Annotated in this window: 25 protein-coding genes and 3 pseudogenes; 13 read left to right on the forward strand and 15 right to left on the reverse strand. The window is 56.7% G+C overall.

The window, feature by feature from the left end; all coding sequences use genetic code 11:
* Positions 1–302: 302 nt before the first annotated feature.
* Complete coding sequence (locus tag IV01_RS24165; protein ID WP_032625013.1) at positions 303–1589, forward strand: NAD(P)/FAD-dependent oxidoreductase; 1287 nt, start codon at positions 303–305, stop codon at positions 1587–1589.
* A 230-nt stretch (positions 1590–1819) separates the two neighbouring features.
* Entirely contained in the window at positions 1820–2026 is a 207-nt protein-coding gene (locus tag IV01_RS24160; RefSeq protein WP_032624901.1) for a DUF6434 domain-containing protein, read from the forward strand.
* Between the two features lies 1 nt (position 2027).
* Here IV01_RS24160 and IV01_RS24155 read toward each other — a convergent pair whose 3' ends face one another.
* The 5 genes from IV01_RS24155 to IV01_RS24135 all read right to left on the reverse strand — a co-directional run bounded on the left by IV01_RS24155 (position 2028) and on the right by IV01_RS24135 (position 6817).
* Positions 2028–2372 carry a hypothetical protein gene (locus IV01_RS24155; protein WP_032624903.1) on the reverse strand — a complete coding sequence of 115 codons (345 nt, stop codon included), beginning with the start codon at positions 2370–2372 and terminating at the stop codon, positions 2028–2030.
* Between the two features lie 88 nt (positions 2373–2460).
* Positions 2461–3861 (reverse strand): VOC family protein, encoded by a 1401-nt coding sequence (locus IV01_RS24150; protein ID WP_032624905.1) that lies wholly within the window; start codon positions 3859–3861, stop codon positions 2461–2463.
* A gap of 185 nt (positions 3862–4046) precedes the next feature.
* Positions 4047–5297, reverse strand: a complete 1251-nt coding sequence (locus tag IV01_RS24145) for an aspartate aminotransferase family protein (protein ID WP_032624906.1) — start codon at positions 5295–5297, stop codon at positions 4047–4049.
* Positions 5298–5528: 231 nt separating this feature from the next.
* Positions 5529–5915, reverse strand: a complete 387-nt coding sequence (locus IV01_RS24140) for a cupin domain-containing protein (protein ID WP_032624908.1) — start codon at positions 5913–5915, stop codon at positions 5529–5531.
* A gap of 89 nt (positions 5916–6004) precedes the next feature.
* The gene (locus IV01_RS24135) at positions 6005–6817 is read right to left on the reverse strand and encodes an AraC family transcriptional regulator (protein ID WP_032624910.1); all 813 of its coding nucleotides are present in this window, start codon (positions 6815–6817) and stop codon (positions 6005–6007) included.
* A 413-nt stretch (positions 6818–7230) separates the two neighbouring features.
* Here IV01_RS24135 and IV01_RS24130 point away from each other — a divergent pair, with 413 nt between their 5' ends.
* The 3 genes from IV01_RS24130 to IV01_RS25795 all read left to right on the forward strand — a co-directional run bounded on the left by IV01_RS24130 (position 7231) and on the right by IV01_RS25795 (position 8427).
* Positions 7231–7587: a hypothetical protein gene (locus IV01_RS24130; RefSeq protein ID WP_032624912.1), complete on the forward strand. Its 357-nt coding sequence runs from the start codon at positions 7231–7233 to the stop codon at positions 7585–7587.
* 3 nt (positions 7588–7590) lie between these two features.
* Positions 7591–7773 (forward strand): DUF1289 domain-containing protein, encoded by a 183-nt coding sequence (locus IV01_RS24125; RefSeq protein WP_032624913.1) that lies wholly within the window; start codon positions 7591–7593, stop codon positions 7771–7773.
* A gap of 105 nt (positions 7774–7878) precedes the next feature.
* A complete protein-coding gene (locus IV01_RS25795) occupies positions 7879–8427 on the forward strand; it encodes a hypothetical protein (RefSeq protein ID WP_050507244.1) in 549 nt (182 codons plus the stop codon).
* 725 nt (positions 8428–9152) lie between these two features.
* On the opposite strand, the gene IV01_RS24120 is transcribed toward IV01_RS25795, so the two are convergent.
* From IV01_RS24120 to IV01_RS24115, 3 genes and pseudogenes are all read right to left on the reverse strand, one after another.
* Complete coding sequence (locus IV01_RS24120) at positions 9153–9401, reverse strand: hypothetical protein (RefSeq protein ID WP_032624914.1); 249 nt, start codon at positions 9399–9401, stop codon at positions 9153–9155.
* Positions 9402–9541: 140 nt separating this feature from the next.
* Positions 9542–9655, reverse strand: a pseudogene (locus IV01_RS26925) (transcriptional regulator); the annotation flags it as partial.
* A 105-nt stretch (positions 9656–9760) separates the two neighbouring features.
* Positions 9761–10123, reverse strand: coding sequence for a darcynin family protein (locus IV01_RS24115; RefSeq protein ID WP_032624915.1), 363 nt, complete (start codon positions 10121–10123; stop codon positions 9761–9763).
* 149 nt (positions 10124–10272) lie between these two features.
* On the opposite strand from IV01_RS24115, the gene IV01_RS0124405 reads away from it, so the two are divergent.
* Positions 10273–10845: a TetR/AcrR family transcriptional regulator gene (locus IV01_RS0124405; protein WP_229636069.1), complete on the forward strand. Its 573-nt coding sequence runs from the start codon at positions 10273–10275 to the stop codon at positions 10843–10845.
* Positions 10846–10900: 55 nt separating this feature from the next.
* Entirely contained in the window at positions 10901–11119 is a 219-nt protein-coding gene (locus IV01_RS26930) for a winged helix-turn-helix transcriptional regulator (RefSeq protein ID WP_229636070.1), read from the forward strand.
* 121 nt (positions 11120–11240) lie between these two features.
* On the opposite strand, the gene tnpC is transcribed toward IV01_RS26930, so the two are convergent.
* From tnpC to IV01_RS0124410, 5 genes and pseudogenes are all read right to left on the reverse strand, one after another.
* Positions 11241–12767 (reverse strand): IS66 family transposase, encoded by a 1527-nt coding sequence (gene tnpC, locus IV01_RS24110; protein ID WP_032624917.1) that lies wholly within the window; start codon positions 12765–12767, stop codon positions 11241–11243.
* 49 nt (positions 12768–12816) lie between these two features.
* The gene (gene tnpB, locus IV01_RS24105) at positions 12817–13152 is read right to left on the reverse strand and encodes an IS66 family insertion sequence element accessory protein TnpB (protein WP_032624919.1); all 336 of its coding nucleotides are present in this window, start codon (positions 13150–13152) and stop codon (positions 12817–12819) included.
* Positions 13149–13466 carry an IS66-like element accessory protein TnpA gene (gene tnpA / locus IV01_RS24100; RefSeq protein ID WP_032625018.1) on the reverse strand — a complete coding sequence of 106 codons (318 nt, stop codon included), beginning with the start codon at positions 13464–13466 and terminating at the stop codon, positions 13149–13151. The genes tnpB and tnpA overlap by 4 nt, the downstream gene beginning before the upstream one ends.
* A gap of 95 nt (positions 13467–13561) precedes the next feature.
* Positions 13562–13681, reverse strand: a pseudogene (locus IV01_RS26045) (transcriptional regulator); the annotation flags it as partial.
* A 40-nt stretch (positions 13682–13721) separates the two neighbouring features.
* The gene (locus IV01_RS0124410; RefSeq protein WP_050507246.1) at positions 13722–14069 is read right to left on the reverse strand and encodes a hypothetical protein; all 348 of its coding nucleotides are present in this window, start codon (positions 14067–14069) and stop codon (positions 13722–13724) included.
* 769 nt (positions 14070–14838) lie between these two features.
* On the opposite strand from IV01_RS0124410, the gene IV01_RS0124415 reads away from it, so the two are divergent.
* A complete protein-coding gene (locus tag IV01_RS0124415; RefSeq protein ID WP_032624921.1) occupies positions 14839–16029 on the forward strand; it encodes an MFS transporter in 1191 nt (396 codons plus the stop codon).
* A gap of 77 nt (positions 16030–16106) precedes the next feature.
* Here IV01_RS0124415 and IV01_RS24095 read toward each other — a convergent pair whose 3' ends face one another.
* A complete protein-coding gene (locus IV01_RS24095) occupies positions 16107–16853 on the reverse strand; it encodes a class I SAM-dependent DNA methyltransferase (RefSeq protein WP_032624923.1) in 747 nt (248 codons plus the stop codon).
* Between the two features lie 103 nt (positions 16854–16956).
* Between IV01_RS24095 and IV01_RS0124420 the strand changes: the two are divergent.
* Positions 16957–17181 (forward strand): annotated as a pseudogene (locus tag IV01_RS0124420) (glyoxalase/bleomycin resistance/extradiol dioxygenase family protein); the annotation flags it as partial.
* A gap of 1 nt (position 17182) precedes the next feature.
* On the opposite strand, the gene fic reads toward IV01_RS0124420, so the two are convergent.
* Entirely contained in the window at positions 17183–18304 is a 1122-nt protein-coding gene (gene fic / locus IV01_RS24090; RefSeq protein ID WP_032624925.1) for a protein adenylyltransferase Fic, read from the reverse strand.
* A 300-nt stretch (positions 18305–18604) separates the two neighbouring features.
* Here fic and IV01_RS24085 point away from each other — a divergent pair, with 300 nt between their 5' ends.
* Genes IV01_RS24085 through IV01_RS24070 form a run of 4 tightly spaced genes read left to right on the forward strand, consistent with a single transcriptional unit; the run spans position 18605 to position 26087 of the window.
* The gene (locus tag IV01_RS24085) at positions 18605–20581 is read left to right on the forward strand and encodes a type I restriction-modification system subunit M (protein ID WP_032624928.1); all 1977 of its coding nucleotides are present in this window, start codon (positions 18605–18607) and stop codon (positions 20579–20581) included.
* Positions 20578–21948 (forward strand): restriction endonuclease subunit S, encoded by a 1371-nt coding sequence (locus IV01_RS24080; RefSeq protein ID WP_032624930.1) that lies wholly within the window; start codon positions 20578–20580, stop codon positions 21946–21948. Before IV01_RS24085 ends, IV01_RS24080 begins: the two co-directional genes overlap by 4 nt.
* The gene (locus IV01_RS24075; protein WP_032624932.1) at positions 21948–25148 is read left to right on the forward strand and encodes a type I restriction endonuclease subunit R; all 3201 of its coding nucleotides are present in this window, start codon (positions 21948–21950) and stop codon (positions 25146–25148) included. The genes IV01_RS24080 and IV01_RS24075 overlap by 1 nt, the downstream gene beginning before the upstream one ends.
* Positions 25149–25175: 27 nt before the next feature.
* Positions 25176–26087, forward strand: coding sequence for a restriction endonuclease (locus IV01_RS24070; RefSeq protein WP_032624934.1), 912 nt, complete (start codon positions 25176–25178; stop codon positions 26085–26087).
* The last annotated feature ends 121 nt before the right edge of the window (positions 26088–26208 follow it).

The raw sequence follows: 26208 nt of genomic DNA on the forward strand, positions 1-26208 counted from the left end.
CGCCGCTACTTTAAAACAAGTAGCGGCGCTTTTTTACTGTTTGAAATCAATGGAAGTGATCAGGCTATCGCAAGTGTCTTGCGGCTGCGGGCAAGTAGCTGATAAGCCTTGGGTCCTTCGGGTTTGCAGGCGAACATGGAATCTCCCTCAGGAGACTACGAGGGCCGGACATCATGCCGAAACCGACTGATATCCCGATTAAAGGTTGTTTGGTGTTGCCCTTGCATTGGATCAAGAATGAAGCAGATGATTTTCCAGGGTTAGGCCGGGGCTACCGGCGGTGCTGGCGGGATGAGGTCGAGATGGATCAGCTGCGTGAAAAGTGTCTGTGGGAACAATCCACGGCTCGTCAGATTCAACCTGTTCTGCTCAAAAGCGCAATCAAGGTCGATGTGTGCGTCATCGGCGGCGGCATTACCGGCCTGTCGGCGGCGCTGCATCTGCTGGAACACGGCAAGTCTGTCGCAGTACTGGAGGCCGCGCGCCTGGGCACCGGCGGTTCAGGTCGTAATGTCGGCCTCGTCAACGCGGGCAGCTGGATCGCCCCGGATGAGGCGGCGGCCACTTTGGGACCTGGCGTCGGCGAGCGGTTCAACACAGTGATGGGGCTGGCGCCTGCGCTGGTTTTCGACCTGATCGAGAAGTATGGAATCGACTGCCAGGCGCGCCACGAAGGCACCTTGCACATGGCGCACAACGCCAACGGCGCCAAAGACATTGAAGCCCGCCATGACCAATGGAAACGTCGCGGTGCCGATGTCGAATTGCTCACTGGCGCCAAATGCCGGGACTATTGCGGCACCGACAAAATCCCCACCGCATTGCTTGACCGCCGAGCAGGGACCATCAACCCGATGGCATACACCATCGGCCTGGGCGAAACCGTGATGAAGCTCGGCGGGCAGATTTTCCAGCAGTCGCCTGTGCAAGCCGTGTACCGCGAAGGCACCGGATGGGTGGTCAAAACGGCTGAAGGGACTGTCACTGCGGACAAAGTCGTGGTGTCTACCGGTGCTTATACCGAGGGCGAATGGGCAGGCATCAAGCAGAATTTCTTCAAGGGTTACTACTACAACGTTGCGTCCGAACCCCTGAGTTCCAGCGCAGCGGATGAAGTCCTCAAGTATGGTCAGGGCTCGTGGGATACGCGATTGGTGCTGAGCAGCATCCGCCGAGACAATGAGGGCCGGTTGATCCTGGGCAGCATGGGCAAGATGAGCAACAAGCCAGACTGGTTTGTCCGCAGTTGGGCAGATCGCATTCAGGGCCATTACTTCCCGCAGTTGGGCAAGGTCCAATGGCAGATGCACTGGACCGGCTGCATCGACTTCACCCCGGATCACATGGTCAAGCTTTTCGAGCCTGCCCCCGGTCTGGTGGCTGCCAATGGCTATAACGGCCGGGGCAACACCACGGGGACAGTCATGGGCAAAGCCTTTGCGGACTTCCTGATAAAAGACGACCCCGGCTTACTACCAATCCCCTTCGCCCCGGCCCCTGAACTGAAGAGCGCGGGGGTGCGGGCGCTGGCTTACGAAGCGGGCTTCAACCTGTACCATGCCGGGCAGTGTATGCGGGTGATTTTGTAAGCCGACCTCGGCAACATTCAGGTTTGAAGTAATCGTCTGATTTGAAATGCTCTCAGGTAGGAGCGCGCTTGCCCGCGATGCGATTTCAGAGCCTCCCTATTTGTTGCTCATGCCGACGTCATCGCGGGCAAGCGCGCTCCTACAGTGCCTGTGTTTACTGGGAGAAGGTGCTGTGTCAGGGGCGCCGCATACCGCATCGGCATCTACCGTCACCTAAAAGGAATTTTTTCATGAGCTTCGACTGGCACAGCACCCCCATCTCCCGGGACACTCCCGTGGACAAAGGCTACAAGAACACCCAGCGCGTGCGGCGCTTTCTGATCGAGCAGTGCGGTGCCGAGTTCAAGTTCGACCGCCCGTTTATGGCCTGGATCAAAGACGGTCGGCCGAAAACCATGGGTGATGTCGCCGACGAGTGGCTGCGCCGTCAAAGCTGAATCAATTAGCCCTGAAGCCCCAGACTATTTCCACCACCCGCACGGCGATGAGCAGGTAGAGCAAACAGAAGAACACCTGCAGCAGCCTGTGATAGCGCAGCTTCGCCAGGCGGCGCAGGCCATCGCTGATATTCAACAACATCAGCACGGCGGACACTGCTATCAGGCCCACCCCCGTCAATTGAGAACCCCACAGAGCCATCAGAACCTTCTGATTGCCGTTGAGCGCGTTGCTGCCTGCGGCAAACAGCAACGCGCAGACCAGCAGGTTTTTGACGTTATCGAACACCTTGGTATTCAGATCCTGGTCCAGCAGATCCAGATACCGCCTCCAAATCTTCCTCATGCTTTCGCTACCTTTGCTTGAGCATCAGCCGCAGAGAAATGCTTGAGGAAGAATAGGTGTCAATCACGCTGAGCGCCTTGGCGAATGGTCAGACCAGCGAAGTTATCCCCAGCGCCTCGGCGCACACCTGCAAGGATCGCTGTTGTGTGTCGGCGTAGAGTTTCAATTCGTTGATGGTGTTGCGCCCCAGCGCCCGCTGAAAATCCTGCTGGTTGGAGTTGGTGTTGTAGTGGGCTTGGGCGTCATCGCCGAGGTTGGACTGGAAGATCCCCGCCGCGCTGACCGGCAGAAAGTCTTCGTACACCAGCGGCTCGTAGCTGATGTATCCCGCGCTGATCAACTGCTCCAGATCCGCGCCAGATTGTGCGCCCGCGCCTTTCTCAAGGGCTTTCTCTGCGGCGAAGTAACGGAAGTAGGCCAAATCCTGGGCTCGCATCTGCTCGTAGCTGTCCGGGAAGTCCTTGAAGGTTTTCTCCAGAATCTGCGCATAGCGCACGGCATTGGCTTCGTTGGGAAACTCGCCCAGCTCCTCGCGAGCGACATTCAACAGCTGGTCATACAGTTCGCGACCTTTGGGGGTGAGCGCTGCGCCACGTTGCTCGATTTCCCCGAAGCGTGCCGAATGGCTGCCGGACTCATTGTCGGACTGGCCTACGAAAGTGATGGACTCTTCCAGGGCCTTGAAACTGGTCTGGCGCAGCAGAATAGGGCAATTGCGACGCGGTGGGCCTTCAACTACGGCTTTGGGAGTGATGCCCTTTTTCGGCATGCCGTCTTGCACCACATCAATGTCCAGAGTGCGTGGCGTCAGATGGTTGATGTGCGGCCCGTGAAACGCCACCACATCGGCAATCAACCGGTGCTGAGCGTTGAGTTGCTTGTATTCGTCCAGAGTGACAGTGGCGGTGTTGTGCCAGCGGAAGGTCTCCAGCGCCTGCCGGACGAAATCCTCGGCGTCGGCTTCAGTCAGGCCGCCATCAGTTTCGGATTTTTCGATCAGCTCCATGGCCCGGGGAGTGAAGATATTACGTTTGCTCAATACGTCGCTGGCGAAGGCGCGCAATTGGAGATTGTCGATCAGCTCCAGGCGCAGCAGCGACGTGAAAACCCGAAACGGACTGACTTGCAGCGCCTCTTCATGCACCGCTCGAAAGGCAGTGGAATGCACCGGTACGCCTGCCGGTGTGAGATCGTAATAACCCACCGGCTCCATGCCCATGACGGCGAACAGCCGGCCCAGGGTTGCCAGCTCGTTGGCCGTGCCGACCCGGATTGCACCGTGGCGCTCCATGTCCAGACGCTGGATTTCCCCTGTCTGTGTCAGGCTGCGGGCAATCTGCGAATCACTGGCCAACACGGCCTCATTGGTCTCTGCCACCAGCTCCAGCAGCGTCCCGTAAAGCGGCACTTCGGCCTTGTACATCTGCGACATGGCTCGGGAAAAACTGGCTCGGATCTCGTCACGGTTTGCAAAGCTTGCAGCAGTCATTGCGATGATTCTCCACAGCGATAATTTCGAAAAACGATCAACCCCAGTAGGAGCGCGCTTGCCCGCGATGGCGTCAGCATGGTCAATGCATCTTCATCGCCTGACAAATTGCCATCGCGGGCAAGCGCGCTCCTACTGGGCCTATGTTTGCTGCGCTACAGCGCAATATCCAATAGGTATCGGCGTTACTGAAGCTGCGCCAAACACCGCTCAAAAATGTCCAGGCCTTCACTCAATATCTCAGGCTCGATGGTCAACGGCGCGAGCAGGCGAATGATGTGCCGGGCCTTGCCGCTGGGCATCAACAGCAGCCCGGCATCCCGGGCTGCCTCCAGCAATTGGGCGAGTTGCTGCGTGCCGGGCGCACCGTCCGGGGTCATCAGCTCGATACCGCGCATCGCGCCCACGCCTGTCAGGCGCCCCAGGTACGGCGACAGCTTGTTCGCCTGCCAGGCCTGATAACGGCTGACGATCATGTTTTCCTGCATTTCCCCCCAGGACGACAAATTTTCATCGCTCATCTGCTCAAGGCTGGCGACGCCCGCAGCGCAGGCAATCGGGTTGCCCGAATAGGTTCCGCCCAAACCGCCCTTGGGCAAGGTATCCATTAGCGCCCGACGTCCGACAACCGCACCCAGCGGAATCCCGCCTGCGATGCTTTTGCCCAACAGGATCAGATCCGGCTCAATACCCAGCCGCGTAAAGGCAAAACGCTGGCCGGTACGACCGAAGCCGGACTGGATTTCATCGGCGATGATTAGAATGCCTTTTTCATCGCAGAATTTACGTAGCGCTTGGGCGAATGCGGGCTCCATGGCCAGAAAACCGCCTTCGCCCTGAACCGCTTCGAGGATGAAACAGGCGACGTCATTCACATCGATTTCGACGCTGAACAAGCGGTCCATGGCTTTGAGCGCTTGCTCGGTGGTCACGCCGTTATCCTGGCTTGGGAATGGAATATGAAACACCGGGCCCGGCAGGACGCCGACCTTTTGCTTGTAGGGCGCGACCTTGCCATTGAGATTGAGCGTCGCCAGGGTACGACCATGAAACCCGCCATCAAAGGCAATGATCGCCGTCTTGCCGGTGGCGCCCCGCACAATCTTCAGCGCGTTTTCCGCCGCTTCCGCACCGCTGTTGGTGAGCATGCCGCTGAGTGGATAGGAGACCGGAACAAATTTTTCCAGGGCGTCCATGAAGCGCGTATACGGCGCATGAGGCACGGCGTTGAAACAATAGTGGGTCAGTTTTGTCGCCTGATCCTGAATGGCCGCCACAACTTGCGGATTGCAATGCCCCAAGTTCAACACGCCAATACCTCCGACGAAATCGATATAACGCTTGTTGTCGGTGTCCCAGACTTCAGCATTTTTGCCGTGGGACAACGTCAGAGGATGCACATGGGAAATAGACTGGCTGATGTTTTCGCGGCTCATGATCGCTGCCCACTCGCGGCTGCAACGACATTCAATGCCGGTGAGAGTGGGCGATCAATACAGCGCATGGGCGAAGACATTAGGGGCAACCTTCTTGAGAGATGTTGCCCCTATATAAGCGAGGAAGGCCGACTAGCCACAAGCGAAATAAACTCGCGCCGTCATTCCATTAAGTCGGGAAGTGGACTGTGGGGTGTTGGCCGCAGGCAAATGAGCCGACTGCAAAAACCGTCAGATCCATACATCGTTGACCGCTGTTCTGTCGCTGTCCTCATGGCCGGTATTCAACACGCCGCGCGGCTCGATCAACAGCAGTTTTACTTCGTGTTCAGCACTGGGTTTATGCTCGATACCCTTGCCGACTACATACATTTCGCCCGCTGCGATCATGACGAAGCCATCGCGAAAATCGATGCGCAACTCGCCTTCCAGAACGATGAAGGTTTCATCGGTATCGACGTGGGAGTGCCAGATAAAATCGCCCTGAATCTTCACGATTTTGAATTGATAGTCGTTCATCTCGGCAACGACTTTCGGCGTCCATTGCTCATTGAAGAGTGCGTACTTCGCGGCGAAATTAATCGCGGAATAGGAGGGGGCAGATGTGCTGGTTTCCATGACTGTGCTCGCTGTTCATTGAAGATGCGACAACCTTAATCATGGGCGAGAGGTGTGTATTGCATGATCGTGCAACTTTGAGCGAGTGCTCAGGCGCGCCCGAGCATTTTTAACCAGCGTGCGGGGGAAATACCGAATGTCTGGCTGTATTGTCGCGTCATGTGGCTTTGATCAAAAAAACCACAGGCCAGCGCAGCATCACTCAAAGGATGTCCGACGAGCAGCAAGCGGCGCACGGTGTCCAGGCGTCGCTGGGTGATATAGCGATAAGGGCTGGTGCCGTACAGCGCGCGAAAATCTCGGGACAGACTCCATCGATCACGACCGCTGGCAGCAACTAGATCGTCCAGGGTGATGATCTGATTCAGGGAGTCATGAATATAGAGTCGGGCCCTTTCAGCCGCCGCGTAGTCCAGCGCCCGTCGCCCTCTGCGATTGCCAGCGGCGAAATCCAGCGCCAGGGCCAGATCATAGATCGCGTCTTCTTCTTCCAGCGGATCAATGGCTTCCTCCATGCTTCTGAGCAAAGCGCTGGTGGCCGCGAACAGACGCGGATCGTTGGACAATCCGCCAGCGATGAAGGGTAACGACTTACCGCCCAACACCTGCTGAATCAAAGAAGGCTCGATGTAGAACATCCGGTAATGAAAGCCCGCCTCTGTGCCAGCTTCGCCGTCGTGCAGTTCATCCGGGTGCAGAACCATTGTTCCGCCCGGCAGGCTGTGACATTTGCCGTTGCGATACTGAAAGCTTTGTACGCCCGACAACGTGCGGCCGATCGCGTAAGTATCGTGGCGATGAGGGGTGTAACCATGGCCACCGAAATACGCTTCAATGCGTTCCATCTTCGGCGACCGCGGCGCTCGCAGCAGCCAATCGCGGGTGGTGCGATCGTTGGCCATTTGATTCGAAACCCTGATTGCGGATGGGCACACCATAGCCAAAAAGCTGAGCCAATGGCAGTGCGTGAGTTTGGGAGGGCGCTTTCGTGACAAAAAAGGTGGGAGCTGTACGCGGGGGAGTGACCGATCCACCAGATAAAATCGGCACACCCGGAAATGCGTCACGTACAGCCGCCCTAAAGCAGACAGGTAGATGTCTGAAATGGAGAAGTACAAGCTCGGGTGCCATCCGTCGACGTCACCCGGTCACTGTTGTAATGACGGGCCGCAGATTAGAGAGCCGACCCTCGGTAAACAAGCGCTTGAGCAGCGTTTGAAGAAAATCAGAATTTTCCTACATTGCAGGGGGAGGGGGACGACGCTGATAGGTAACGTATGATGGCGTTCATCGAAAAATCACCCAGGAAATCTACATGCTGTTGAGCAAGCGCGATCAGGCGCGAATCGAACGCCGCCTGGCGGCCACCTTGACCGAGGCGTGCGAGACCGCCAAGTCAGAGATCGTCGGCTTTTCCTGGCTGACCCACGAAGTGGATTACGCAGCATTTCCTGCCAGCCTGCGGGTTGTGTGGATTTTCGACACGCAGGTCAATAAAGACCAGGCGCTCGCTGTTGGCCAGCGAGAACGCATGGTCGAGCTGACTGCCGTTGCTTTGGAGGCCGCAGATGTCGCGGTTAAAAACGTGGCCGCTCACGTGCAGTTCGACAGCGAAGAGCAATGCCAGCGGGCCAACGGCGGCAACTGGCAGCAACGTCTGGCGCGAGGTTGACCCGTGGCCAAGGACATCGAAAACCCATGCATTTCCGTCTGCCAGCTCAGTGGTGATCTGTGTGTCAGTTGCGGTCGCAACAAGGAAGACATCAGGAAGTGGCGTCGCATGAACCGACCGGAAAAAATGGCCGCCGTGCAGCGAGCCAGTCAACGTCTGAAGAGCCTCAACAAAAAGAAAAGCTGAGTCGAGCAGTCGTGTGAAACCTGCTTCGCTCTGCAATACTTCGCCAAACTGTCCTGTAACCCGACGCTGGCGAGTCTCAGTTCCCGCTTGTCACCTGGAGCGTTCATGCAAACAAAAAGCCTGCTGTTGTCGTTGCTCATCAGCCTGTTCGCCGTTTTTCAGGCCAACGCGGCAGATAAAACCTGCGCCGATGCCATCGGCCAAAAGCGTGCAGAGGTGTTGGTCAAACAATGCACCAGCGTCTCTCCGGCGACTCGACCGCCTTGCAACGTGGCCAACAGCTGCGAGTTGATCAACAGCGAAGTCGAACGAGGCTGCGGCTTGCTGGGCGACGACCCGAACGCGCCGGACTTCTGCCGTTTCACCCTGACTAAGCCGGAAACCTTCCAGGGCGCGCTGATTTCTGGCAACGGAATCGAGGATTACACCGTCACCGTCTTGCTCAACGACGGCCGCCGTTTCAGCGCTTATTGCGATGGCAAATGCGGTTCCTGGTTCATCGCCGAAGACGAAGGGGAAGCCAGCTTGCTGCCAGCGATGATCGGCAAAACCGTGAAAGTCACCATCGCCAGCGAGCTCAACAACGACCGCATCGCCGGGCCGGCAGGGGACGAAAAGCTCATCTTTGTGAAGAAAATCGAGGTGGTGAAGTAATAGCGGCTAGTTGTTTTTCTGTGGGAGCGATCGGGGTGGCGCTCCACCTTGCTCGCGAAGGGGCCAGTACATTCAATGCATCTGCTTGCCAGGTAAACCGCCTTCGCGAGCAAGCTCGCTCCCACAGGATCAAGTTCAACCACAAATCCGTGGGAGCAAGCTTGCTTGCGAAGGGGCCAGTACATTCATGCATCTGCTTGCCAGGTAAACCGCCTTCGCGAGCAAGCTCGCTCCCACAGGATCAAGTTCAACCACAAATCCGTGGGAGCAAGCTTGCTTGCGAAGGGGCCAGTACATTCATGCGTCTGCTTGCCAGGTAAACCGCCTTCGCGAGCAAGCTCGCTTCCACAGGATCAAGTTCAACCACAAATCCGTGGGAGCAAGCTTGCTTGCGAAGGGGCCAGTACATCCATGCATCTGCTTGCCAGGTAAACCGCCTTCGCGAGCAAGCTCGCTCCCACAGGATCAAGTTCAACCACAAATCCGTGGGAGCAAGCTTGCTTGCGAAGGGGCCAGTACATTCATGCGTCTGCTTGCCAGGTAAACCGCCTTCGCGAGCAAGCTCGCTTCCACAGGATCAAGTTCAACCACAAATCGGTGGGAGCAAGCTTGCTTGCGAAGGGGCCAGTACATTCGTGCGTCTGCTTGCCAGGTAAACCGCCTTCGCGAGCAAGCTCGCTTCCACAGATCTTATGTTGCTGTGCTCTGGGGCGTGTGCTGGAACGCTACTTCTGCGCTGGAAAACCTTCCAGCCGCGCCTGCACCGCATCATCAAAAATCATATACAGGGCTTCTACGTCAGCGGGCCGCAGGCGCTTGGCCGTCTCCAGCCCCAGAATAAACGCGATCTGCAATTCACCCTCGCTCTCCACATCCTCGCGCGTACTGGCCGCATCCAGGGAACGCAGCAACTTATCAATGGGCCCACGAATAGGCTTGGGCAGCCTCAGCAGGTCCAACCGTTCTTGTGGCATCAAGCTCTCCATAATTCTCGACCGGTGCAGGGGCGGGCGGTCAGCCGCTCATAGTGGTCTAAAACGGGGCAGAAGGGCGTAAAAAATTAAGGAGATATTTGGCGTATGACTAGTAAGGGTACCCCACGGTCGATGCACGCCTACAACTCCAACTGACTGGCCTTGATCCCGAATGCGGCTGCAATCTTTTCGCGGGTGGCTTTGCGTGGCTTGGCGACAGTTTTCTGTTGAGCGTAGGCAGGCTGGCTGATGCCCGTAAGCGTCCGGCCAACACACCTTCGTGACCAGGACGATAAAAGCGATGGTTTTGGGTTCAAGAAGGTGTGTTGGCTCACGGTTACGATTATGCCGCTCGCGAATCAGTCGGTCAGCGCAGCCACATCATAATTTTTCGCCCAAGCGTTTTTTTCACCCAAGAAGATTTCCTTAATAAAGAAGAAGTTGTCCCAAAAGGCGGTTTCGCGAAGCTTTTCGCAAAATAGCTGATAACTTTCGTGATCCCGAGCTTCAATCATCCAGATGTCAGTAACCGTTGCGGTGTAAAACTCGGTGTCATACCAGTGCAGTTTCACACCGTTTGCAAACTCCTCCAGTATCGGCTGGAATGTGCCTGTGGCGTGCGCAAGCCGGGTCTCGAAAGAAAACGCGAGCCATTCAGGGGAGGTTTTGACAAGGAAAAAAGCAGTGAATTTAGGTTCAAAATTTACATTTGGCTGATTCATTTTCGAGCCTATCAAGCTGTAGAAGGAGCGTGTAGTATGCGAGTTATCACTCATGTTTCACTACTCGCATTCTTCCGCCTATGCCTTCAACCTCGAAAAATCGCCCTCCGCCCCGTAAGAGCCCAACACAGGCCAGGTCTGTGGAGACAGTGGGTATCATTATCGAAGCAGCAGCTCGCATTTTGGAGACTGATGCCCACAGTGGTTTCTCAACCAATGCTGTAGCAGGCAAAGCCGGAGTCAGTATCGGCACCCTGTACCAATACTTCCCGGACAAAAACGCCATCTTGGGAGCACTCATTGCCCGAGAAACGACGCAGTTTCTTTCACGTGCTTCCACTGCGCTTGACCAGCCACTCGCCAAAGATGCTCTAACAGTTTTGATTGCGGCTGCCATTGAGCACCAATTTAAACGACCGAAGCTTGCAAGAATTCTCGACTTTGAAGAAGCGCGTTTACCATTCGATGTGGCCACTCAGAATGTTAACGAGCGAGTCGGAGAAATCGCTATGCAAATAATTGGACGTCTTGACTTCCCTATATTGGTGGATGTGCGGATAGCTGCGCGGGATGTTATTGCAGTTATTAAAGGGATCGTTGATGCGTCAGGTTCGGACGCCGATGTTGAACCAGCAGCAGTGGAAAGGCGCGTTAAGCGCGCGGTATTTGGTTATTTGTCGCTTGATGATGGAGCGCAACTCCTGCGGCCTGACCAGCATTGATGATTTGCGCTTTTAATCATTTGGGATGGTTAGCTAGTTACACGCGCCGAGGATGATGTCGATCCTTAAGCGAGCGGAGCGCGCAGGCCGATTAAGTGGCCGCTGGCGCCTGCTCCTTGCATCCTACCTGCTAGATGGGCCAAAGCGCTTTAATGCGCTTAGGCGGGACATTCCCGCTATTTCGCAACTAATGCTAACCATCGATTTACGCGCTCTTGAGGAAGCAGGACTCGTAAAACGTACAGTATTTCCCATCGTGCCCGTCACGGTTTAATACGAACTCACCGTTGACGGACGGCGGTTAGAGCATGTTGTCGAGGTAATGAAACGGTTTGGGCTCTGGGTCAAGAGTCGCCAGTCCGATGACATCGTCTGTCCAGCTAACCTTGCGTAATTCAGGCCGGCACCCACTGATGCGGCAGCAGTTGGTCAATCTCGCTTGCTCGCTGCGTCGGCAGCCGCGTCAGCACATCCTTGAAATAAGCATACGGATCATGCCCGTTGATGCGCGCCGACTGTATCAGACTCATGATCGCCGCCGCCCGCTTGCCGCTGCGCAGCGACCCCGCAAACAACCAGTTCGACCGCCCAAGCGCCCATGGCCGGATCAAGTTCTCGATCTGGTTGTTGTCGATGGGCACAGCACCATCTTCCAGGTAGCGCGTCAGCGCTACCCAACGTTTGAGGCTGTAATCCAGAGCCTTGGCCGTGGCCGAACCCTCAGGCACAAGTTCACGCTGGGCCAACATCCACTCATGCAGCTTTTCAGCGATGGGCACGGCTGTTTCCTGACGTAATCGCCAACGGTCTTCGTCGCTCATTTTCTTGGTGTGTCGCTCGACTTCGTACAACCCGCCAATCGAGTGAAGTGCCTGCTCCGCCAACTGGCTTTTATTCGCCATGTGCAGGTCGAAGAACTTGCGGCGTGCATGGGCCATGCAGCCGATCTCGGTGATGCCCAGCTCAAAGCTGGCCTTGCAGCCGGCAAAGTCATCACAGACGAGCTTGCCGTTCCAGGTGCCCAAGAAGTTACGCGCATGTTCGCCAGCACGGCTGGGGCTGAAGTCGTAGACCACGGCCTTGAGGGCCGAGAACGGTGTAGTGCTGTAGGCCCAGACATAGGCGCGGTGGGTTTTCTTTTCGCCAGGCGCCACCATTTGTACCGGCGTTTCATCGGCATGAGCCACGCGCTTGGCCAACACCACTTCGCGCAGCGCATCGACTAAGGGCTGAAGCTGCACGCCAGTTTGGCCCACCCACTGTGCCAGGGTCGAACGCGGGATGGCCAGACTGGCACGACCGAAGATCTTTTCCTGTCGATAAAGCGGCAGGTGATCGGCGAATTTGGCCACCATCACGTGCGCCAGCAGGCCGGCGGCGGGGATGCCCTTGTCGATCACCTGCGGGGGTACCGGCGCCTGGATTAGAGTTTCCCACTGCCGGCAGGCCCATTTCCCACGCACATGCTGTTCGACGGTGAACACGCCCGGCGTGTAGTCCAGTTTCTCGCTGACATCTTCGCCGATACGCTGAAGCTGGCAGCCGCAGGTGCATTGGGTGTTGTCTGGCTCGTGATGGATCACGGTACGCGGGAACTGCGGCGGTAACGGCGCACGCTTGGGTTGCTGGCGTGGTTCTGTCTGCGCAGGTGCGGGATGAAGGGCTTTTAACTCCGCCTCGATGGCTTCGAGGTCGGTACTGAGCAGGCCATTGAGCAGGCTGCCTTGCGCCGGGCTGATCTGCTCGCTGCGCTTGGCGAACTTGTAGCGTTTGAGAATGGCGATTTCGTGAGTGAGTTGCTCGATGATCGTCTCATCACGATGAATCTTTCTGTCCTGGGTCTCGATCTTGGACATCAACTGCGCAGCCAGTGCGCGCAGTTGTTCGGGAGTCATTTGATCGAGATCGGGCAAGGCAGTCATGCCGTGGATTTTACCAAAGCAGCCCGAGTGCTACAGCTGAAAGGAGCGTTTAAAGCAATGTAATTGCGCCGCCCGCACCGACGCGTTGCCAGGGCAATCCAAGTACCAGCGCCTGAAGTTGTTCAAGGTCGAGTTCGACCTCCGTCCCACGATGGATGCCTAGCCAATGAAACTTACCTTGGTTCAAGCGCCTCGCCGCCAGCCAGATACCGACGCCGTCGTGCACCAGGACTTTGATCCGGTTGGCCCGGCGATTGGTAAAGAGGTAAGCGCAGTGCGGCTTCGCCGCACGGAACACCGCGACCACTCTGGCCAATGCAGTCTCAGTGCCGGCGCGCATGTCCATGGGCTCGGTGGCGAGCCAGATTGCATCGACGCGAATCATAGGGCCAAGCCACGAATGAAACACGCGCAGCCGTCCGGATCCGAGGCTGGCCACTTTACGGTGATGGACTTATCGCCCAGAGGCAGCGAGATGATCACCATCTCTTCTGATGCTCGCCATGGTGCCGTTTTTACCGGAACGAAAGCAGGCAAGGTTGCAGGCGACTGATCCCTGTAAGTCGGTAGCCACTTGCGGATCACGTTGGCGTTGATGCCGTGATGGATGGCTACGCTGGAAATCGTCGTTCCGGGTTGCAGGCATTCCTGGACGACTTGGGCTTTAAATGGTTTGGGGTAAGAGCTTCGTTGGCGCATGGATATCCTGGCGATAAGGGCGATCGCGTCCGCTTCAAAATACGCGGCCACCATCGCCCTTAATGCTGGAGTTCGATAGATGCGTTCGCCATCCGCTTACTGATGCCCAGTCGATTGGCTAACTCCTCTTGAGTCAGGTGCAGGTATTCACGGCAGGCGCGGATAGGAGAGGCTCCATCGACAATCCGGCTCACAACCTCATGAGGGATCAGGTCGTTGAGGATTTGAGCGTCAGTAGCTTAATTCATCACTTTTTTAACCTCTCGAATGCTGACAACTCTTAGTGACTGAACATCGGCTCCGATCAGCAAACGCTGCGGCGTCGGACTGCCAGAGCCGCCTCTCAATCACCCGATGCACATCGCAGGCTTCCAGCATCAACAAATGCGCAGTGCTGGCGATGGTCGTCAGGTCGTGTTCGTCTGCGTTGGAGGGCTTCATGTTGACCATGGCGTCGAGGAAGCGCGTGGCGAGGCTGACCCGCAGTTCGGCGCAGGCGTGCAGGTCTTTCAGTGGCGCATGGGTGTCCAGGAGAAAGACCGGGTTTTCCTGGCCGGGTTGGGTGAGGGGGATGTAGCGGGGAGGCAGGTTGCTGTCGGTCATTTATCGAAAATCCTATGTCATATGGAAACCTAAAGACCGTCGTCAAGCGATCAGGGTGGCGGCTGTACGTGGATTGACGAACCGGTGACATAGGAACCCGGCAGGCTCGAAAGCCTTCCACGCACAGCCACCATAACGGTGACATCTGCTGCACCTATGTGAAAACGGATCGTCAAATCCGGTCGCTGATTTGGCAACGACGGTGCGCAGATTAGAGCTTCAGCAGGTTGCGAATGCGGTATTTATATCTATCCCTTCGCCCAATCAAAGCCCGCATCTATTACCAGGCATTAAAGCCGGACAACCGACCCGTAGGAGCTGCCGAAGGCTGCGAACAACGGTGTGCCAGGCAGATCACTTTCGCAGCCTGCGGCAGCTCCCCTCAACATGAAATAACTTTCTGAATTGGAATGCTTTTCTGCAGGAGTTCACGAGCCCCGCGAGGCAGCGATAGCGGTCGGCCTGATGCGACGCCATCGCGGCCTCGCGGTGCTCGTGCGCTCCTACCGGGATCGTGTTGGCTGCGCGACAGTGAAGCGTGCGTTAAACAAACACGCTCCTACAAAAATCGGTACAGAGGGTGCAGCGTGCTGGCAACATCGCTGCTGGCTAGATAAGATCGGCAACCGCTGCATCGCGTTTTTTTCCGCTCTTGTCTTGTGATGCAACAGCTCCCGTTTGGGATCTCTTGCACCTCAAAGTCCGTATTCTTATTTCGCTCTCAAGCACCGATCTGCTTGAAACCTGAGCGTGTGAAAAGAAGTCGTTCATGTCGCGAAAAGAATTATTGCAACTGATCTTCGCCCAAGTATTTCTGCTTACCGCCATGAGTGGTCTGCGTCTGGCGGCTCCGCTGTTTACTCTTTCGCTTGGATACAGCGCCGGTGCGGTGGGTGCGCTTGTCGCGCTGTTCGCGCTGAGCCAGATGTTCATGGCCATTCCGGTCGGCAAGTACTCGGACCGGCAAGGCTTCAAGCGGCCCATGACCTACGCGATATTCGCAGCGGTACTGGCATTGGCAGCGCTGACACTGTTCCCGAATATCGCATCACTGTGTGTGGCTGCCATGGTGGTCGGTGCCGCCGCGGGGGTGACGCAGATCGTGCTGCAGCGCCACATTGGCCGCGCCGCAAACTCAATCGTGCAAAGACGGCAGTTCTTCAGTTGGCTGGCGATATCACCCTCCATATCAAGCTTTATCGGCCCGTACTCGGCAGGGCTGATCATCGATCACGCCACCCAGGCGTCGAGTGATCTGTCCTCCTTTCGCATCTGTTTCGCCGTGCTGGGCTGCCTGCCGCTGGTGACCTGGTTACTGCTGTTTTTTGTCCGCGAACTCCCTATTGAACCGCGTGACTCCAGCGCTCTACCGACACGGGCCTGGGGGCTGCTGAAATCGCCCAACTTTCGCTACATCCTCTTCGTCAATTGGCTGCTCTCCTGCATCTGGGATATCCACTCGTTTCTCGTCCCTGTGCTGGGCTTCGAACGGGGGATTGATGCCTCAACCATCGGCGTAGTCCTCGGCGCGTTTGCCCTCGCCACCGGCCTGATACGGTTGGTCCTGCCGCTGATCGCCAGCCGCTTCAGCGAAAAGCAAATCATTACTACGTCCTTCGTCATCACCGTCAGCGTGTTTATCGCCTACCCATTCGCCGCGCTGCCGTCCCAAATGATCGCTTGCTCCGTCGTACTCGGCGCAGCACTGGGCGGCGTTCAACCGATGATCATAAGCCTGCTCATGCAAGTAACACCCACCGCCCGCCACGGCGAAGCCTTAGGCATCCGCATGACCGCCATCAACGCATCGGGCTTCCTGATACCCATGGTGGCCGGATCATTCGGCGCGCTGATTGGTGTCAGTGCGGTGTTCTGGTTCATCGCCGCGATCGTTGCGGCGGGTGCGCCGGTGGTGCGCAAGATTCAGGTGCATGAGGAAGTGGGCAAGGGGGATGGGTAGTTGTGGCGACCGGTCAGGACTCACCCAATCAAGAACAATGAATGCCGACCATCGCCGCCTCAGAGCTTTCTAGCAGTCTATGAACGCTTCACACACACAAACAGCGCATTCCCGGTCACGCTCTCCCAAGGCGTGATCCGCTCATAGTCATGCTCAAAAACCTGCACTTCAAAGTACGGCTGTAACAGCGTCTGCAACTCGATGAAACTCAGCGCCACCATTGCATGCTCATCCTGCCAAGCTTCAGTCACCCCCGCCGTGGTCTTTTCGATACTCAGGCGCAGCGCCTGCTGCTCGCCCTCTCCGCTGTAATGCCAGCCGGAGCCGAAGGTGAATTGGCTGCCTTCAAACTCGACGCTATGGCGCACAAGCAAGCGATTGTCGATATGCAGTTTGTCCACCGCGTTGAAGCAGAACACGCCGTTCTCTGCGAGTGCGCCATGCACGCTGGCAAAGCAGGCGCGCAGTTGGGCCAGCCCGGAGTTGTAATGGGTCGAGTACAGGAAGCAGGTGATCAGGTCTTGCGGTTCGTCCACCTTGAAAACGGCCATGTCCTGGAGGCTGAACTGTGCTTCGGGGCAGCGCAGTTGGGCGAGGTCCAGCATCGGTTGGCTGATGTCCAGACCGGCGCTGTCGTAGCCGAAGTCGAGGAAATGGCGCACATGCGGGCCGGTGCCACAGGCAAGATCGAGATGGCGGCGCCCGCTATTGCCGAACAGTTGATGCAGGCGGCGTGCGCTGTCGCTCTGGGCCAGGTAGTCGATGTCGGCGCACATCAGGTCGTAGTAGATGGACAGGTCGGTGTACAGCGCATTGGAGGACATAAGTGGCCAGAGGGTTCGGCGGGAATTTCGCGGCGGCATGGTAACCCAGTCCTGGGCGTAAACCGCTATGCTCGCACCTCAACCATCCGCCAAGGAGGCAGCCATGAGCGTCCGCGGGCAAGACCGACAGATCGACAATATCGAGTTCAACGTGGGCGACATCGCCCGCAGTAAAGCCTTCTATGGTGCAGTTTTCGGCTGGACATTCGTCGATTACGGCCCTACCTACACCGAGTTCAGCGATGGTCGACTGACCGGCGGGTTCACTACCGGAGAACCCGTTCGACCAGGCGGGCCGCTGGTGATCCTGTACGCGGATGATCTTGAAGTCAGGCGTAGTGCCTGAAATCGTGAGTATCGCGAATCAGTAACTGCATCAGCTTGGGGTGAATAAAGAGCTTTTCCTTACCTACCTGCACTTCCTGCAGAACGCCGATGACTACCAGCTCCTTGAGGTAACGAGAGGCGGCTTGACGCTGGGCAATCTGCTTGTCGACGACGTTGCTGATGCGGCAGTAGGGCTGCTCGAAAATTACGTCCACCAACTCGCGGGAATAGGTCTTCGGCAGCTGTTCGCGAACGAACTGGGCAGTGTGCTCGGACAGGCTGCGGATGGCGGCAATCTTGGCTGTGGTCCAGCGGGCGGTTTCTTCAACAGCACTTAGCATGTACAGCAGCCAGGGTTCCCAGGCTTGTTCGCGGGTGACATCCAGCAGCAGGCGATAGTAGTCGGCACGGTGGGCGATGATGTAGCGGCTGAGGTAGAGGATCGGCAGATTCAGCAGACCTTCCTGGATTAGATACAGGGTATTGAGCACGCGCCCGGTACGGCCATTGCCATCGGTGAACGGGTGAATAGCCTCGAACTGATAATGCCCGACGGCCATGCGCACCAGCGGATCCAGGTCGGTCTCGTTGTGCAGAAAGCGCTCCCAGTTGGCGAGCATGTCGCGCAAGCGGTCTTCACCCTCCGGTGGCGTGTAGATGATTTCTCCAGTGCGTTCGTTGGCCAGTTGAGTGCCCGGCACCCGACGTATATCCATGTTCACGCCCTTGAGCGTGCGGCAGATTTCGACTGCCGTGCCAGTGGAGAGTGGGCGCTCGTCCAGGGACTGATAACCATGATGAAGGGCCTTGCGGTAGCGCAGCGCTTCCTTGGTCGCGGGATCGGCGTGGCTATCGCCATCCTGGGCGTGCTGAAAGAGCAAATCCGTGGTGGTGACGATACTTTCGATTTCCGAGCTGTCCTTGGCCTCCAGCAGCGGGATGGTGTTGATCAGCATCGTTTGATTGGGAATCAGCTCGGCCGCCTGTTTCAACTCGGCCAAGGCTGTTCGGGCCTCAATACAACGCTTGAGCACAGCACGGGTTTCTAATTCGGCTCCTGGCGGCAGGGGCGGCAGCTGGTTGTAGGCCCTGTCGGCCTGCCAGGGGAGGGGAGATTTGGTCATGGATGGGATCCTGATCCTTGGTGTATCCATCTAAGAGCAAGGGAGCTCAGATGAGCGCCGCTTTCGTGTCGTCAGTGTAAACATGTGTTTATTACGTGTCGCTGTTTTCTTGTTTCGGCGACATGTCTAGAACTCGTGTCGCTGGCGGCGACACATATGCATAACGTGTTCTTGGGATGGATTTTTGGCGATGTGTTAGCGCGGCGCTTGGCGAGTGTGGATAACTAAAGCAGCAGCTCCTGATGAGCACGCTCGGATGATAAACTCTCGGCATTTGCCCCTACCCCAAGGAATTGTTGCGTGAATACGGAAAATCATTCCCAGACGGCCGCGTTTCTATGGTCCATTGCCGATCTGCTGCGCGGTGATTTTAAGCAGTCTCAGTACGGGCGCATCATCCTGCCGTTTACCCTTTTGCGCCGTATGGAGTGCGTGCTGGCGCCGACAAAGAACGAAGTGATCAAGCAGACCTTCGCGCAAGAAGGCCGCCCGGATACCGTGCGCGAAATGATTCTGCTGCGCACTGCTGGTCAGCAATTTTTCAATGCCTCGCCGCTGACTCTCGGCACTCTGTCCGACACGCAGACGGCCTCCGATTTGATGAGCTACGTGCAGGCCTTCAGCAAGGATGCTCGCGAGATCTTTGAGCACTTCCACTTCGAGGATTTCGTGCAGCAGTTGGAAAACGCCAATCTGCTGTATCAGGTGGCGCAGCGTTTCGCCGCTACCGACCTGAGCCCCGAGTTCATCAGCAACTTCGGCATGGGCATCATCTTCGAAGAGCTGATCCGCAAGTTTGCAGAGAGCTCCAATGAAACCGCCGGTGAGCACTTCACCCCCCGCGATATCGTGCACCTGACGACGTCCCTGGTGATTACCGGGCAGGATGGCAAGCTCGCGCCAAACAGCATCGTCACCATCTACGACCCAACCGCGGGCACCGGTGGCTTTCTGTCCGAGGGCGACGAGTACATCCAGTCCATCAGCGAAAAGGTCAGCGTCTCCCTGCACGGCCAAGAGCTGAACCCCGAGTCCTACGCCATCTGCAAGGCGGACATGCTGATCAAGGGTCAGGACGTGGCCAGCATCAAGCTCGGCAACACCCTGTCCAACGACCAACTGGCCGGCAAGCACTTCGACTTCATGCTCAGCAATCCGCCGTTCGGCGTGGAGTGGAAGAAGGTACAAAAGCAGATCACCGATGAGCACAGCCACAAAGGTTTTGACGGCCGCTTCGGCCCTGGCCTGCCGCGCGTGTCCGACGGTTCGTTGTTGTTCCTCCTGCACCTTGTCAGCAAGATGCGTGACCCGCGTGAAGGTGGCTCGCGCATCGGCATTATCCTCAACGGTTCGCCGCTGTTTACTGGCGGCGCGGGTTCGGGCGAGTCGGAGATTCGCCGCTATTTGCTGCAGAACGATCTGGTCGAAGCCATCGTCGCGTTGCCGACAGACATGTTCTACAACACCGGCATCGCCACCTATGTGTGGATCCTAAGCAATCACAAAGCCGCCGTGCGCCAAGGCAAGGTGCAGTTGATCGACGGCAGCCAGCACTTCGCCAAAATGCGCAAATCGCTGGGCAGCAAGCGCCAGTACATAACCGAGGATCAAATCAGCGAGCTGGTGCGTCTGTATGGCAGCTTCGAGGCAACTGCGCAGAGCAAGATCCTCCCCATCGATGCCTTCGGTTACCGTCGTATTACCGTTGAGCGCCCGCTGCGCCTGAACTTCCAAACCAATGCCGAACGTCTCAGCAAAGTACTCGAAGAAAAGGCCCTGCAGAAGCTCGACAGCGCCATCCGGCAGCAACTGATGACCGCCCTGCAAGCGATGGACGCCAGCGTGTTGCACCGCAACCGCGAGCAATTCACCAAGCTGCTGAAAAAAGCCCTGACCGTGCATGGCGTCAGCCTTAGCGCGCCGGAACTAAGAGCCCTGCTCAATGCCTTGAGCGAGCGTGATTCTGAGGCGGATATCTGTATGACCAAAGGCCAACCGGAAGCGGACACTGGCCTGCGTGATAACGAGAACGTGCCGATGGGCGAGTCGGTGTACGACTACTTCCAGCGCGAAGTCATCCCCCACGTGCCAGATGCCTGGATCGACGAGAGCAAGACCGATGTGCAGGATGGTGAAGTCGGCATTGTTGGGTTTGAGATTCCCTTTAACCGCCACTTCTACGTGTTCCAGCCGCCGCGTCCACTGGCCGAGATCGACCGTGATCTGAAAGCTTGTACCGACCGCATTAAGCAGATGATTGAGGGGATGTCGGCATGAGTTTTCCTGCGTATCCCACGTACAAAAATTCAGATGTCGAGTGGCTAGGAGTTGTTCCTGATCATTGGGCCGTCACGTTGTTGAAGCGGGGCTATCAGGTTGTATTAGGCAAGATGCTTCAACCAGAACCTAGGCGCGACGATGACGAATTTTTGCCTTATCTAAGAGCAGCAAATATCCAGTTATCAGGCGTTGATACTGGGAATGTGAAGCGGATGTGGTTTGGCGCAGAAGAAAAGAAATCACTTCTACTGCGTCGAGGCGATTTGTTAGTCAGTGAAGGGGGAGATGTTGGTAGGTCCGCAATCTGGGACTTTGATGATGAGGAGTGTTACTTCCAGAACTCAATCAATCGAATTAGATCAATTGACGGCAATAGCACGCGGTTCCTGTATTTTTGGATGATAGCTATCAAGACAAATGGCTATATCGATGTGCTTTGCAATAAATCGACTATTGCGCATTTTACGGCTGAAAAAGTTGCTGCCGTCCCTTTGCCAATGCCGACGAAATCCGAGCAAACCCAAATCGCCCGCTTCCTCGACCATGAAACCGCCCGCATCAACGCGCTGATCGAAGAGCAGCAGCGCCTGATTGAACTGCTCAAGGAAAAGCGCCAGGCCGTGATCTCCCACGCCGTCACCAAAGGCCTAGACCCCACGGTGCCGATGAAAGATTCAGGCGTGGAGTGGCTCGGCGAGGTGCCGGCGCATTGGAGTTCTATTCAGGTAGGCAGGGTTTGCCGAAAGGTTTCTGATGGGCCGCATTTCTCGCCTAACTATGTTGATGAAGGCGTGATGTTTCTTTCGGCAAGAAATATCGCTATGGATGGTTGGCAACTTGACGATGCAAAATTTGTATCTGAGGAAGATTACCTAGAGTTCTGCCGTCGTATCATCCCGGAAAAGGGTGATGTTCTTTACACAAAGGGCGGCACTACAGGAATTGCTCGAGTTGTTGATCTGGATGACAGGTTTCAAGTCTGGGTACATGTCGCGGTTCTTAAACTTGATCGTGAGCAGGTTGACCCGTATTACATGGCGTTTTCGCTTAATAGCATAGGTTGTTATGAGCAGTCTCAGTTGTATACTCGCGGCGCTACCAATCAGGATCTTGGCTTGACCCGGATGATTAAAATTTGGTTCTCGCTTCCCCCTAGAGAGGAGCAGATCCGGATTTGTGAGGTTTTGAGTATGGAGTTAAGCAAGATCGATGATTTGATTGCTGAGGCAGCTACCGTTACGAGGTTACTTGGCGAACGCCGCTCCGCCCTAATCTCCGCCGCCGTCACCGGCAAAATCGACGTACGCGGCTGGCAGCCCCCAGCCAGCGCAACATCCCTCGAATTAGTACAAGAGACCGCGTAATGGCGAACAGCAAGGAAGCGCAATTCCAACAGGACATCATTGAGGCTCTGGTGGCCCAAGGCTGGTTAGTCGGTACTGCTAGCGGCTACGACCGTCGCACGGCGTTATATACCGAAGATGTGCTGGGCTACTTCAAAGACGCCTGGCCTGAGCGTTGGGACAAGTTCGCCAAGGCCAATCCGAATAACCCGGATGATGTGTTGGTACAAAAGCTGGTACGCGAGCTGGAGCAGAGCGGCACGCTCGATGTGCTGCGCCATGGCTTCAAACTGCCCGCAGTGAAGGTGGAACTGTGCAGTTTTCAGCCTGACCACGGCATGAACCCGGACACCCTCAAGCGTTACCACTGCAACCGGTTGCGCGTGGTGCCGGAAGTGTCTTATTCGCCGCATGCGCGTGATGCTGGCAAGGGCGGGCAGAGTTACGACCCGCGTCTGGATCTGGTGCTTTTCGTCAACGGCATTCCCACCGCAACACTGGAGCTGAAAAGCGAGTTCAAGCAGTCGGTGGAAAACGCCAAGCGCCAATACCGTGACGACCGCCCGGTAAAAGATCCGCTGACGCGCAAGCACGAACCTCTGCTCACCTTCAAACGCGGCGCACTGGTGCATTTTGCTGTCGGTCAGAACGAGGTGGCCATGACCACCAAGCTGGCCGGGAAGGACACTTTTTTCCTGCCATTTAACCTCGGCAGTGACGAAGGCGGAGCTGGCAACCCAATGCCTGCCGACGATAGCCAATATGCAACCGGCTACCTGTGGGAACGGCTGTTGCAGCCAGACGCCTGGCTAAAACTGTTGGGGCGCTTTCTGCACTTGGAGAAAACAATCAGCGAAGGCTTTGACGGTACGCTGGTTACCAAGGAAACAATGATCTTCCCGCGCTACCACCAGTGGGAAGTGGTCAACAAACTCATCGAAACTACCCATGGTGAAGGGCCGGGGAAACGCTATCTGATTCAGCACAGCGCGGGTTCCGGCAAGTCCAACTCTATCGCTTGGACTGCACACCAACTCGCCTCGATGTATAACGCGGACGGGCAGCGGCTGTTTAACTCAGTGATCGTTATCACTGACCGCACCGTGCTCGACAGCCAATTGCAGAACACGATTTATCAGTTCGAGCACGCGCAGGGCGTGGTCAAGCCGATCAGCCGTGATGTCGGCAATCAGAGCAAATCCGAACAACTGGCCGAGGCGCTGGCTGAGCAGATGCGCATCATCATCGTCACCATCCAGACCTTTCCTGCACTGTTTGACGCTCTGGACAAATACCCCAAGCTGGCCAGCGGGCGCTATGCGGTAATCGCCGATGAGGCGCATTCGTCGCAGACCGGCTCATCCGCCAGCAAGCTGAAACAGATTCTAGGCAGCGATGCGCTGGATGCCGAGGAAGTAAGCGCCGAAGAGCTGCTCGATGCCGCTGTGCAGGCCCGGCAACCGAATGAGCGCATCAGTTACTACGCATTTACCGCTACACCCAAGGCCAAGACCCTGGAGCTGTTTGGTCGTCCGGCCGATCCAACGTTGCCAGCCAGCTCCAGCAACAAGCCCGAACCGTTTCATCTGTACTCCATGCGTCAGGCAATTGAGGAGGGTTTCATCCTCGATGTTCTGCGTAACTACACCACTTACAGCACTGCCTGGAAGATCGCCCACCCCGATGGCGAAGACGATGAGGTGGATAGCAAGAAGGCGCGTATCAAGCTAGCGCGCTGGGTGCGTTTACACCCCTACAACATCAGCCAGAAGGTCGAGGTTATCGTCGAGCACTTCCGCGCCAATATCCGCGGGCTATTGAATGGCCAAGCCAAGGCCATGGTGGTGACCAGCAGCCGCCAAGAAGCGGTGCGTTATCAGTTGGCAGTGAAGGCATATGTGCAGCAGATGGGTTACGCCGATGTTCATCCACTGGTGGCCTTCTCCGGCAGTGTGCTGGCGGATGAGGTGATCCCCGAAGAGGTGACGGAAAATAGCAGTTTGCTGAACGCTGGCCTGAATGGCCGCGACCTAGCCGACGCATTTGACACCCAGGACTTCAACGTGATGATCGCGGCCAACAAGTACCAGACCGGCTTCGATCAGCCTAAACTGTGCGCGATGTACGTGGACAAGAAGCTGCAAGGCGTGGACTGCGTGCAGACCCTGTCACGGCTGAACCGCACTTTCGGTGATAGCAAGCAAACCTTCATCCTCGACTTCTTCAATGAGCCGCAGGACATCCTCGACGCCTTTTTGCCGTACTACACCAAGGCCGAGCTGACCGATGTAACCGACCCGCAGATCATCTATGACCTGCAGAAAAAACTGGATGCCGAAGGGATCTATCATTGGCAGGAGGTCGAGGCGTTCGCCATGGCTTTCTTCGATCCCAAAGCGGCGGCCAGCAAGCTCAGTTATTACTGCACCCCGGCCAAGGAGCGCTTTGCCAAGCGTTATGCATTTTCGCTGGAGTCACGCCAGCAAGCGCTGGACTACAAACGCACCGCTGAAGGCAATGGCGACAGTGCCGGCCTGAAGAAAGCTGAGCATGCGCTGAAAGAGGCTGGCGAGCAGGTTGACCAGCTCGACCTGTTCCGCAAGAACTTGCAAAGTTTCGTGCGCCTGTATGAGTTTCTCTCACAGATCGTTCCCTATGAGGATCGCGAGCTGGAGCAACTTTGTGTGTATGCCAAACACCTTCACCCGCTTTTGCGAGTAGATCGTCTCTTACAGGACGACGTGGACGTGGGCGAATTGCAACTGAGCCACTACCGCCTGAGCAAACGTGCCGAGCACCAGTTGCGCCTGAGTGAGGAGGGGGGCACATACGGACTCAAGCCTGGTAGTGACGTTGGCAGTGGTAAGCCGCATGACCCGGAGAAGAAGAGGCTGTCGGAAATCATCGAAGCGCTCAATGACATCTTTGGTGCTGAGGTAAGCGATGACGACCAACTGCAATTTCTCACCGGCATCGCCCAGCGTATTAGTCGCCAAGAAGATGTGATGGCTCAGGTAAATAACCACTCGGTAGATCAGGTGATGCATGGCCTGTTTCCCAAGCGAGTACTGGATACAGTGCTGGACGCCATGACCGATCATGAGAAGCTTTCGCTGGAAGTGCTGGATAACGAGACTAAGAGTCGGGCGTTTGCTCTGGTGATTTTGAAGATGCTGAAGACGGCGTCTGCCCTCGATGAGAGCGGCGTGCGTGGTGTCTGAAAGCGGCGGCAGGGGTAGGGAGTGACAATGGCGATTCCGGATTTTCAAAGCGTGATGCGCCCAGTGCTGAGCACCGTACAGAGTGGCGCGCCTTTGCCGCTTAATGAGTTGCGCGAGCGAGTGGCAGATCAGTTCCAACTGAATGAGGAGGAGCGCAAGGAGCGCCTGCCATCTGGCAATCAGACGGTGATCAACAACCGCGTAGGCTGGGCTCGCACTTATCTGAACAAAGCCGGGCTGTTGACAATTCCGGCTAAGGGCATGGTGCAGATCACGCCACGTGGCCTCGATGCCTTGGCTGATGGTCCGGAGCGCATCACTGTGCGCTGGTTGAAGCAGTTCCCCGAGTTTGCGGACTTCCATACGGCAAGGCCGCAATCAGTTGACGTACCCGTCTCGCTGAACGTTGATATTGCCGAAACTACGCCGGACGAGCAGTTGGCCGAGGCGCACCAGGCGTTGGTGCAGTCCCTCGCAGACGAGCTGCTGGTACAAGTTCGGGCAGCTACACCTAGGTTCTTTGAGCAGTTGGTGGTCGATCTGATGATCGCCATGGGTTATGGCGGCTCCCGCAAGGAGGCCGGTAAAGCGACTCAGGCGACCAATGATGACGGTATCGACGGCATCATCAAAGAAGACAAGCTCGGCCTCGACGTGATCTACCTGCAGGCCAAGCGCTGGACCAACGTTGTGCATCGTCCGGAGATCGACAAGTTTATCGGTGCACTCACCCGACAGCGTGCACGCAAGGGGGTGTTTATCACCACTTCAGAGTTCTCCGAAGGAGCCCGTACTGCAGCGCTGGGTCTGGACATTAAAGTGGTGCTGATCGACGGTGTTGAACTTGCGCGACTGATGGTGGAGAACAATCTGGGCGTGAGCGTTAAGCAGGTCTACGAGGTGAAGCATCTGGACAGTGATTATTTCGCGGAGGAGTAATTCGTAAGGCTGCTTGCAGGCTCAGTCACGTAGGTGAGGATGGAGATCACTGTTGGGCCGGCAGTTTTTATCCCTTGCAGGGGGCTCTGTGCTTGAGTAGTCATTGTTCTTCGCACTCGGC

This window comes from Pseudomonas syringae, assembly GCF_000737245.1.
Classification (GTDB): Bacteria; Pseudomonadota; Gammaproteobacteria; order Pseudomonadales; family Pseudomonadaceae; genus Aquipseudomonas; species Aquipseudomonas syringae_J.

What these genes read in the sequence shown, in the direction of transcription:
- IV01_RS24165 (WP_032625013.1), top strand. Translation starts at nt 303, where the DNA reads ATGGATCAGCTGCGTGAAAAGTGTCTGTGGGAACAATCCACGGCTCGT.
- IV01_RS24160 (WP_032624901.1), top strand. Translation starts at nt 1,820, where the DNA reads ATGAGCTTCGACTGGCACAGCACCCCCATCTCCCGGGACACTCCCGTG.
- IV01_RS24155 (WP_032624903.1), bottom strand. Translation starts at nt 2,372, where the DNA reads ATGAGGAAGATTTGGAGGCGGTATCTGGATCTGCTGGACCAGGATCTG.
- IV01_RS24150 (WP_032624905.1), bottom strand. Translation starts at nt 3,861, where the DNA reads ATGACTGCTGCAAGCTTTGCAAACCGTGACGAGATCCGAGCCAGTTTT.
- IV01_RS24145 (WP_032624906.1), bottom strand. Translation starts at nt 5,297, where the DNA reads ATGAGCCGCGAAAACATCAGCCAGTCTATTTCCCATGTGCATCCTCTG.
- IV01_RS24140 (WP_032624908.1), bottom strand. Translation starts at nt 5,915, where the DNA reads ATGGAAACCAGCACATCTGCCCCCTCCTATTCCGCGATTAATTTCGCC.
- IV01_RS24135 (WP_032624910.1), bottom strand. Translation starts at nt 6,817, where the DNA reads ATGGCCAACGATCGCACCACCCGCGATTGGCTGCTGCGAGCGCCGCGG.
- IV01_RS24130 (WP_032624912.1), top strand. Translation starts at nt 7,231, where the DNA reads ATGCTGTTGAGCAAGCGCGATCAGGCGCGAATCGAACGCCGCCTGGCG.
- IV01_RS25795 (WP_050507244.1), top strand. Translation starts at nt 7,879, where the DNA reads ATGCAAACAAAAAGCCTGCTGTTGTCGTTGCTCATCAGCCTGTTCGCC.
- IV01_RS24120 (WP_032624914.1), bottom strand. Translation starts at nt 9,401, where the DNA reads ATGCCACAAGAACGGTTGGACCTGCTGAGGCTGCCCAAGCCTATTCGT.
- IV01_RS24115 (WP_032624915.1), bottom strand. Translation starts at nt 10,123, where the DNA reads ATGAATCAGCCAAATGTAAATTTTGAACCTAAATTCACTGCTTTTTTC.
- IV01_RS26930 (WP_229636070.1), top strand. Translation starts at nt 10,901, where the DNA reads ATGTCGATCCTTAAGCGAGCGGAGCGCGCAGGCCGATTAAGTGGCCGC.
- tnpC (WP_032624917.1), bottom strand. Translation starts at nt 12,767, where the DNA reads ATGACTGCCTTGCCCGATCTCGATCAAATGACTCCCGAACAACTGCGC.
- tnpB (WP_032624919.1), bottom strand. Translation starts at nt 13,152, where the DNA reads ATGATTCGCGTCGATGCAATCTGGCTCGCCACCGAGCCCATGGACATG.
- tnpA (WP_032625018.1), bottom strand. Translation starts at nt 13,466, where the DNA reads ATGCGCCAACGAAGCTCTTACCCCAAACCATTTAAAGCCCAAGTCGTC.
- IV01_RS0124410 (WP_050507246.1), bottom strand. Translation starts at nt 14,069, where the DNA reads ATGACCGACAGCAACCTGCCTCCCCGCTACATCCCCCTCACCCAACCC.
- IV01_RS0124415 (WP_032624921.1), top strand. Translation starts at nt 14,839, where the DNA reads ATGTCGCGAAAAGAATTATTGCAACTGATCTTCGCCCAAGTATTTCTG.
- IV01_RS24095 (WP_032624923.1), bottom strand. Translation starts at nt 16,853, where the DNA reads ATGTCCTCCAATGCGCTGTACACCGACCTGTCCATCTACTACGACCTG.
- fic (WP_032624925.1), bottom strand. Translation starts at nt 18,304, where the DNA reads ATGACCAAATCTCCCCTCCCCTGGCAGGCCGACAGGGCCTACAACCAG.
- IV01_RS24080 (WP_032624930.1), top strand. Translation starts at nt 20,578, where the DNA reads ATGAGTTTTCCTGCGTATCCCACGTACAAAAATTCAGATGTCGAGTGG.
- IV01_RS24075 (WP_032624932.1), top strand. Translation starts at nt 21,948, where the DNA reads ATGGCGAACAGCAAGGAAGCGCAATTCCAACAGGACATCATTGAGGCT.
- IV01_RS24070 (WP_032624934.1), top strand. Translation starts at nt 25,176, where the DNA reads ATGGCGATTCCGGATTTTCAAAGCGTGATGCGCCCAGTGCTGAGCACC.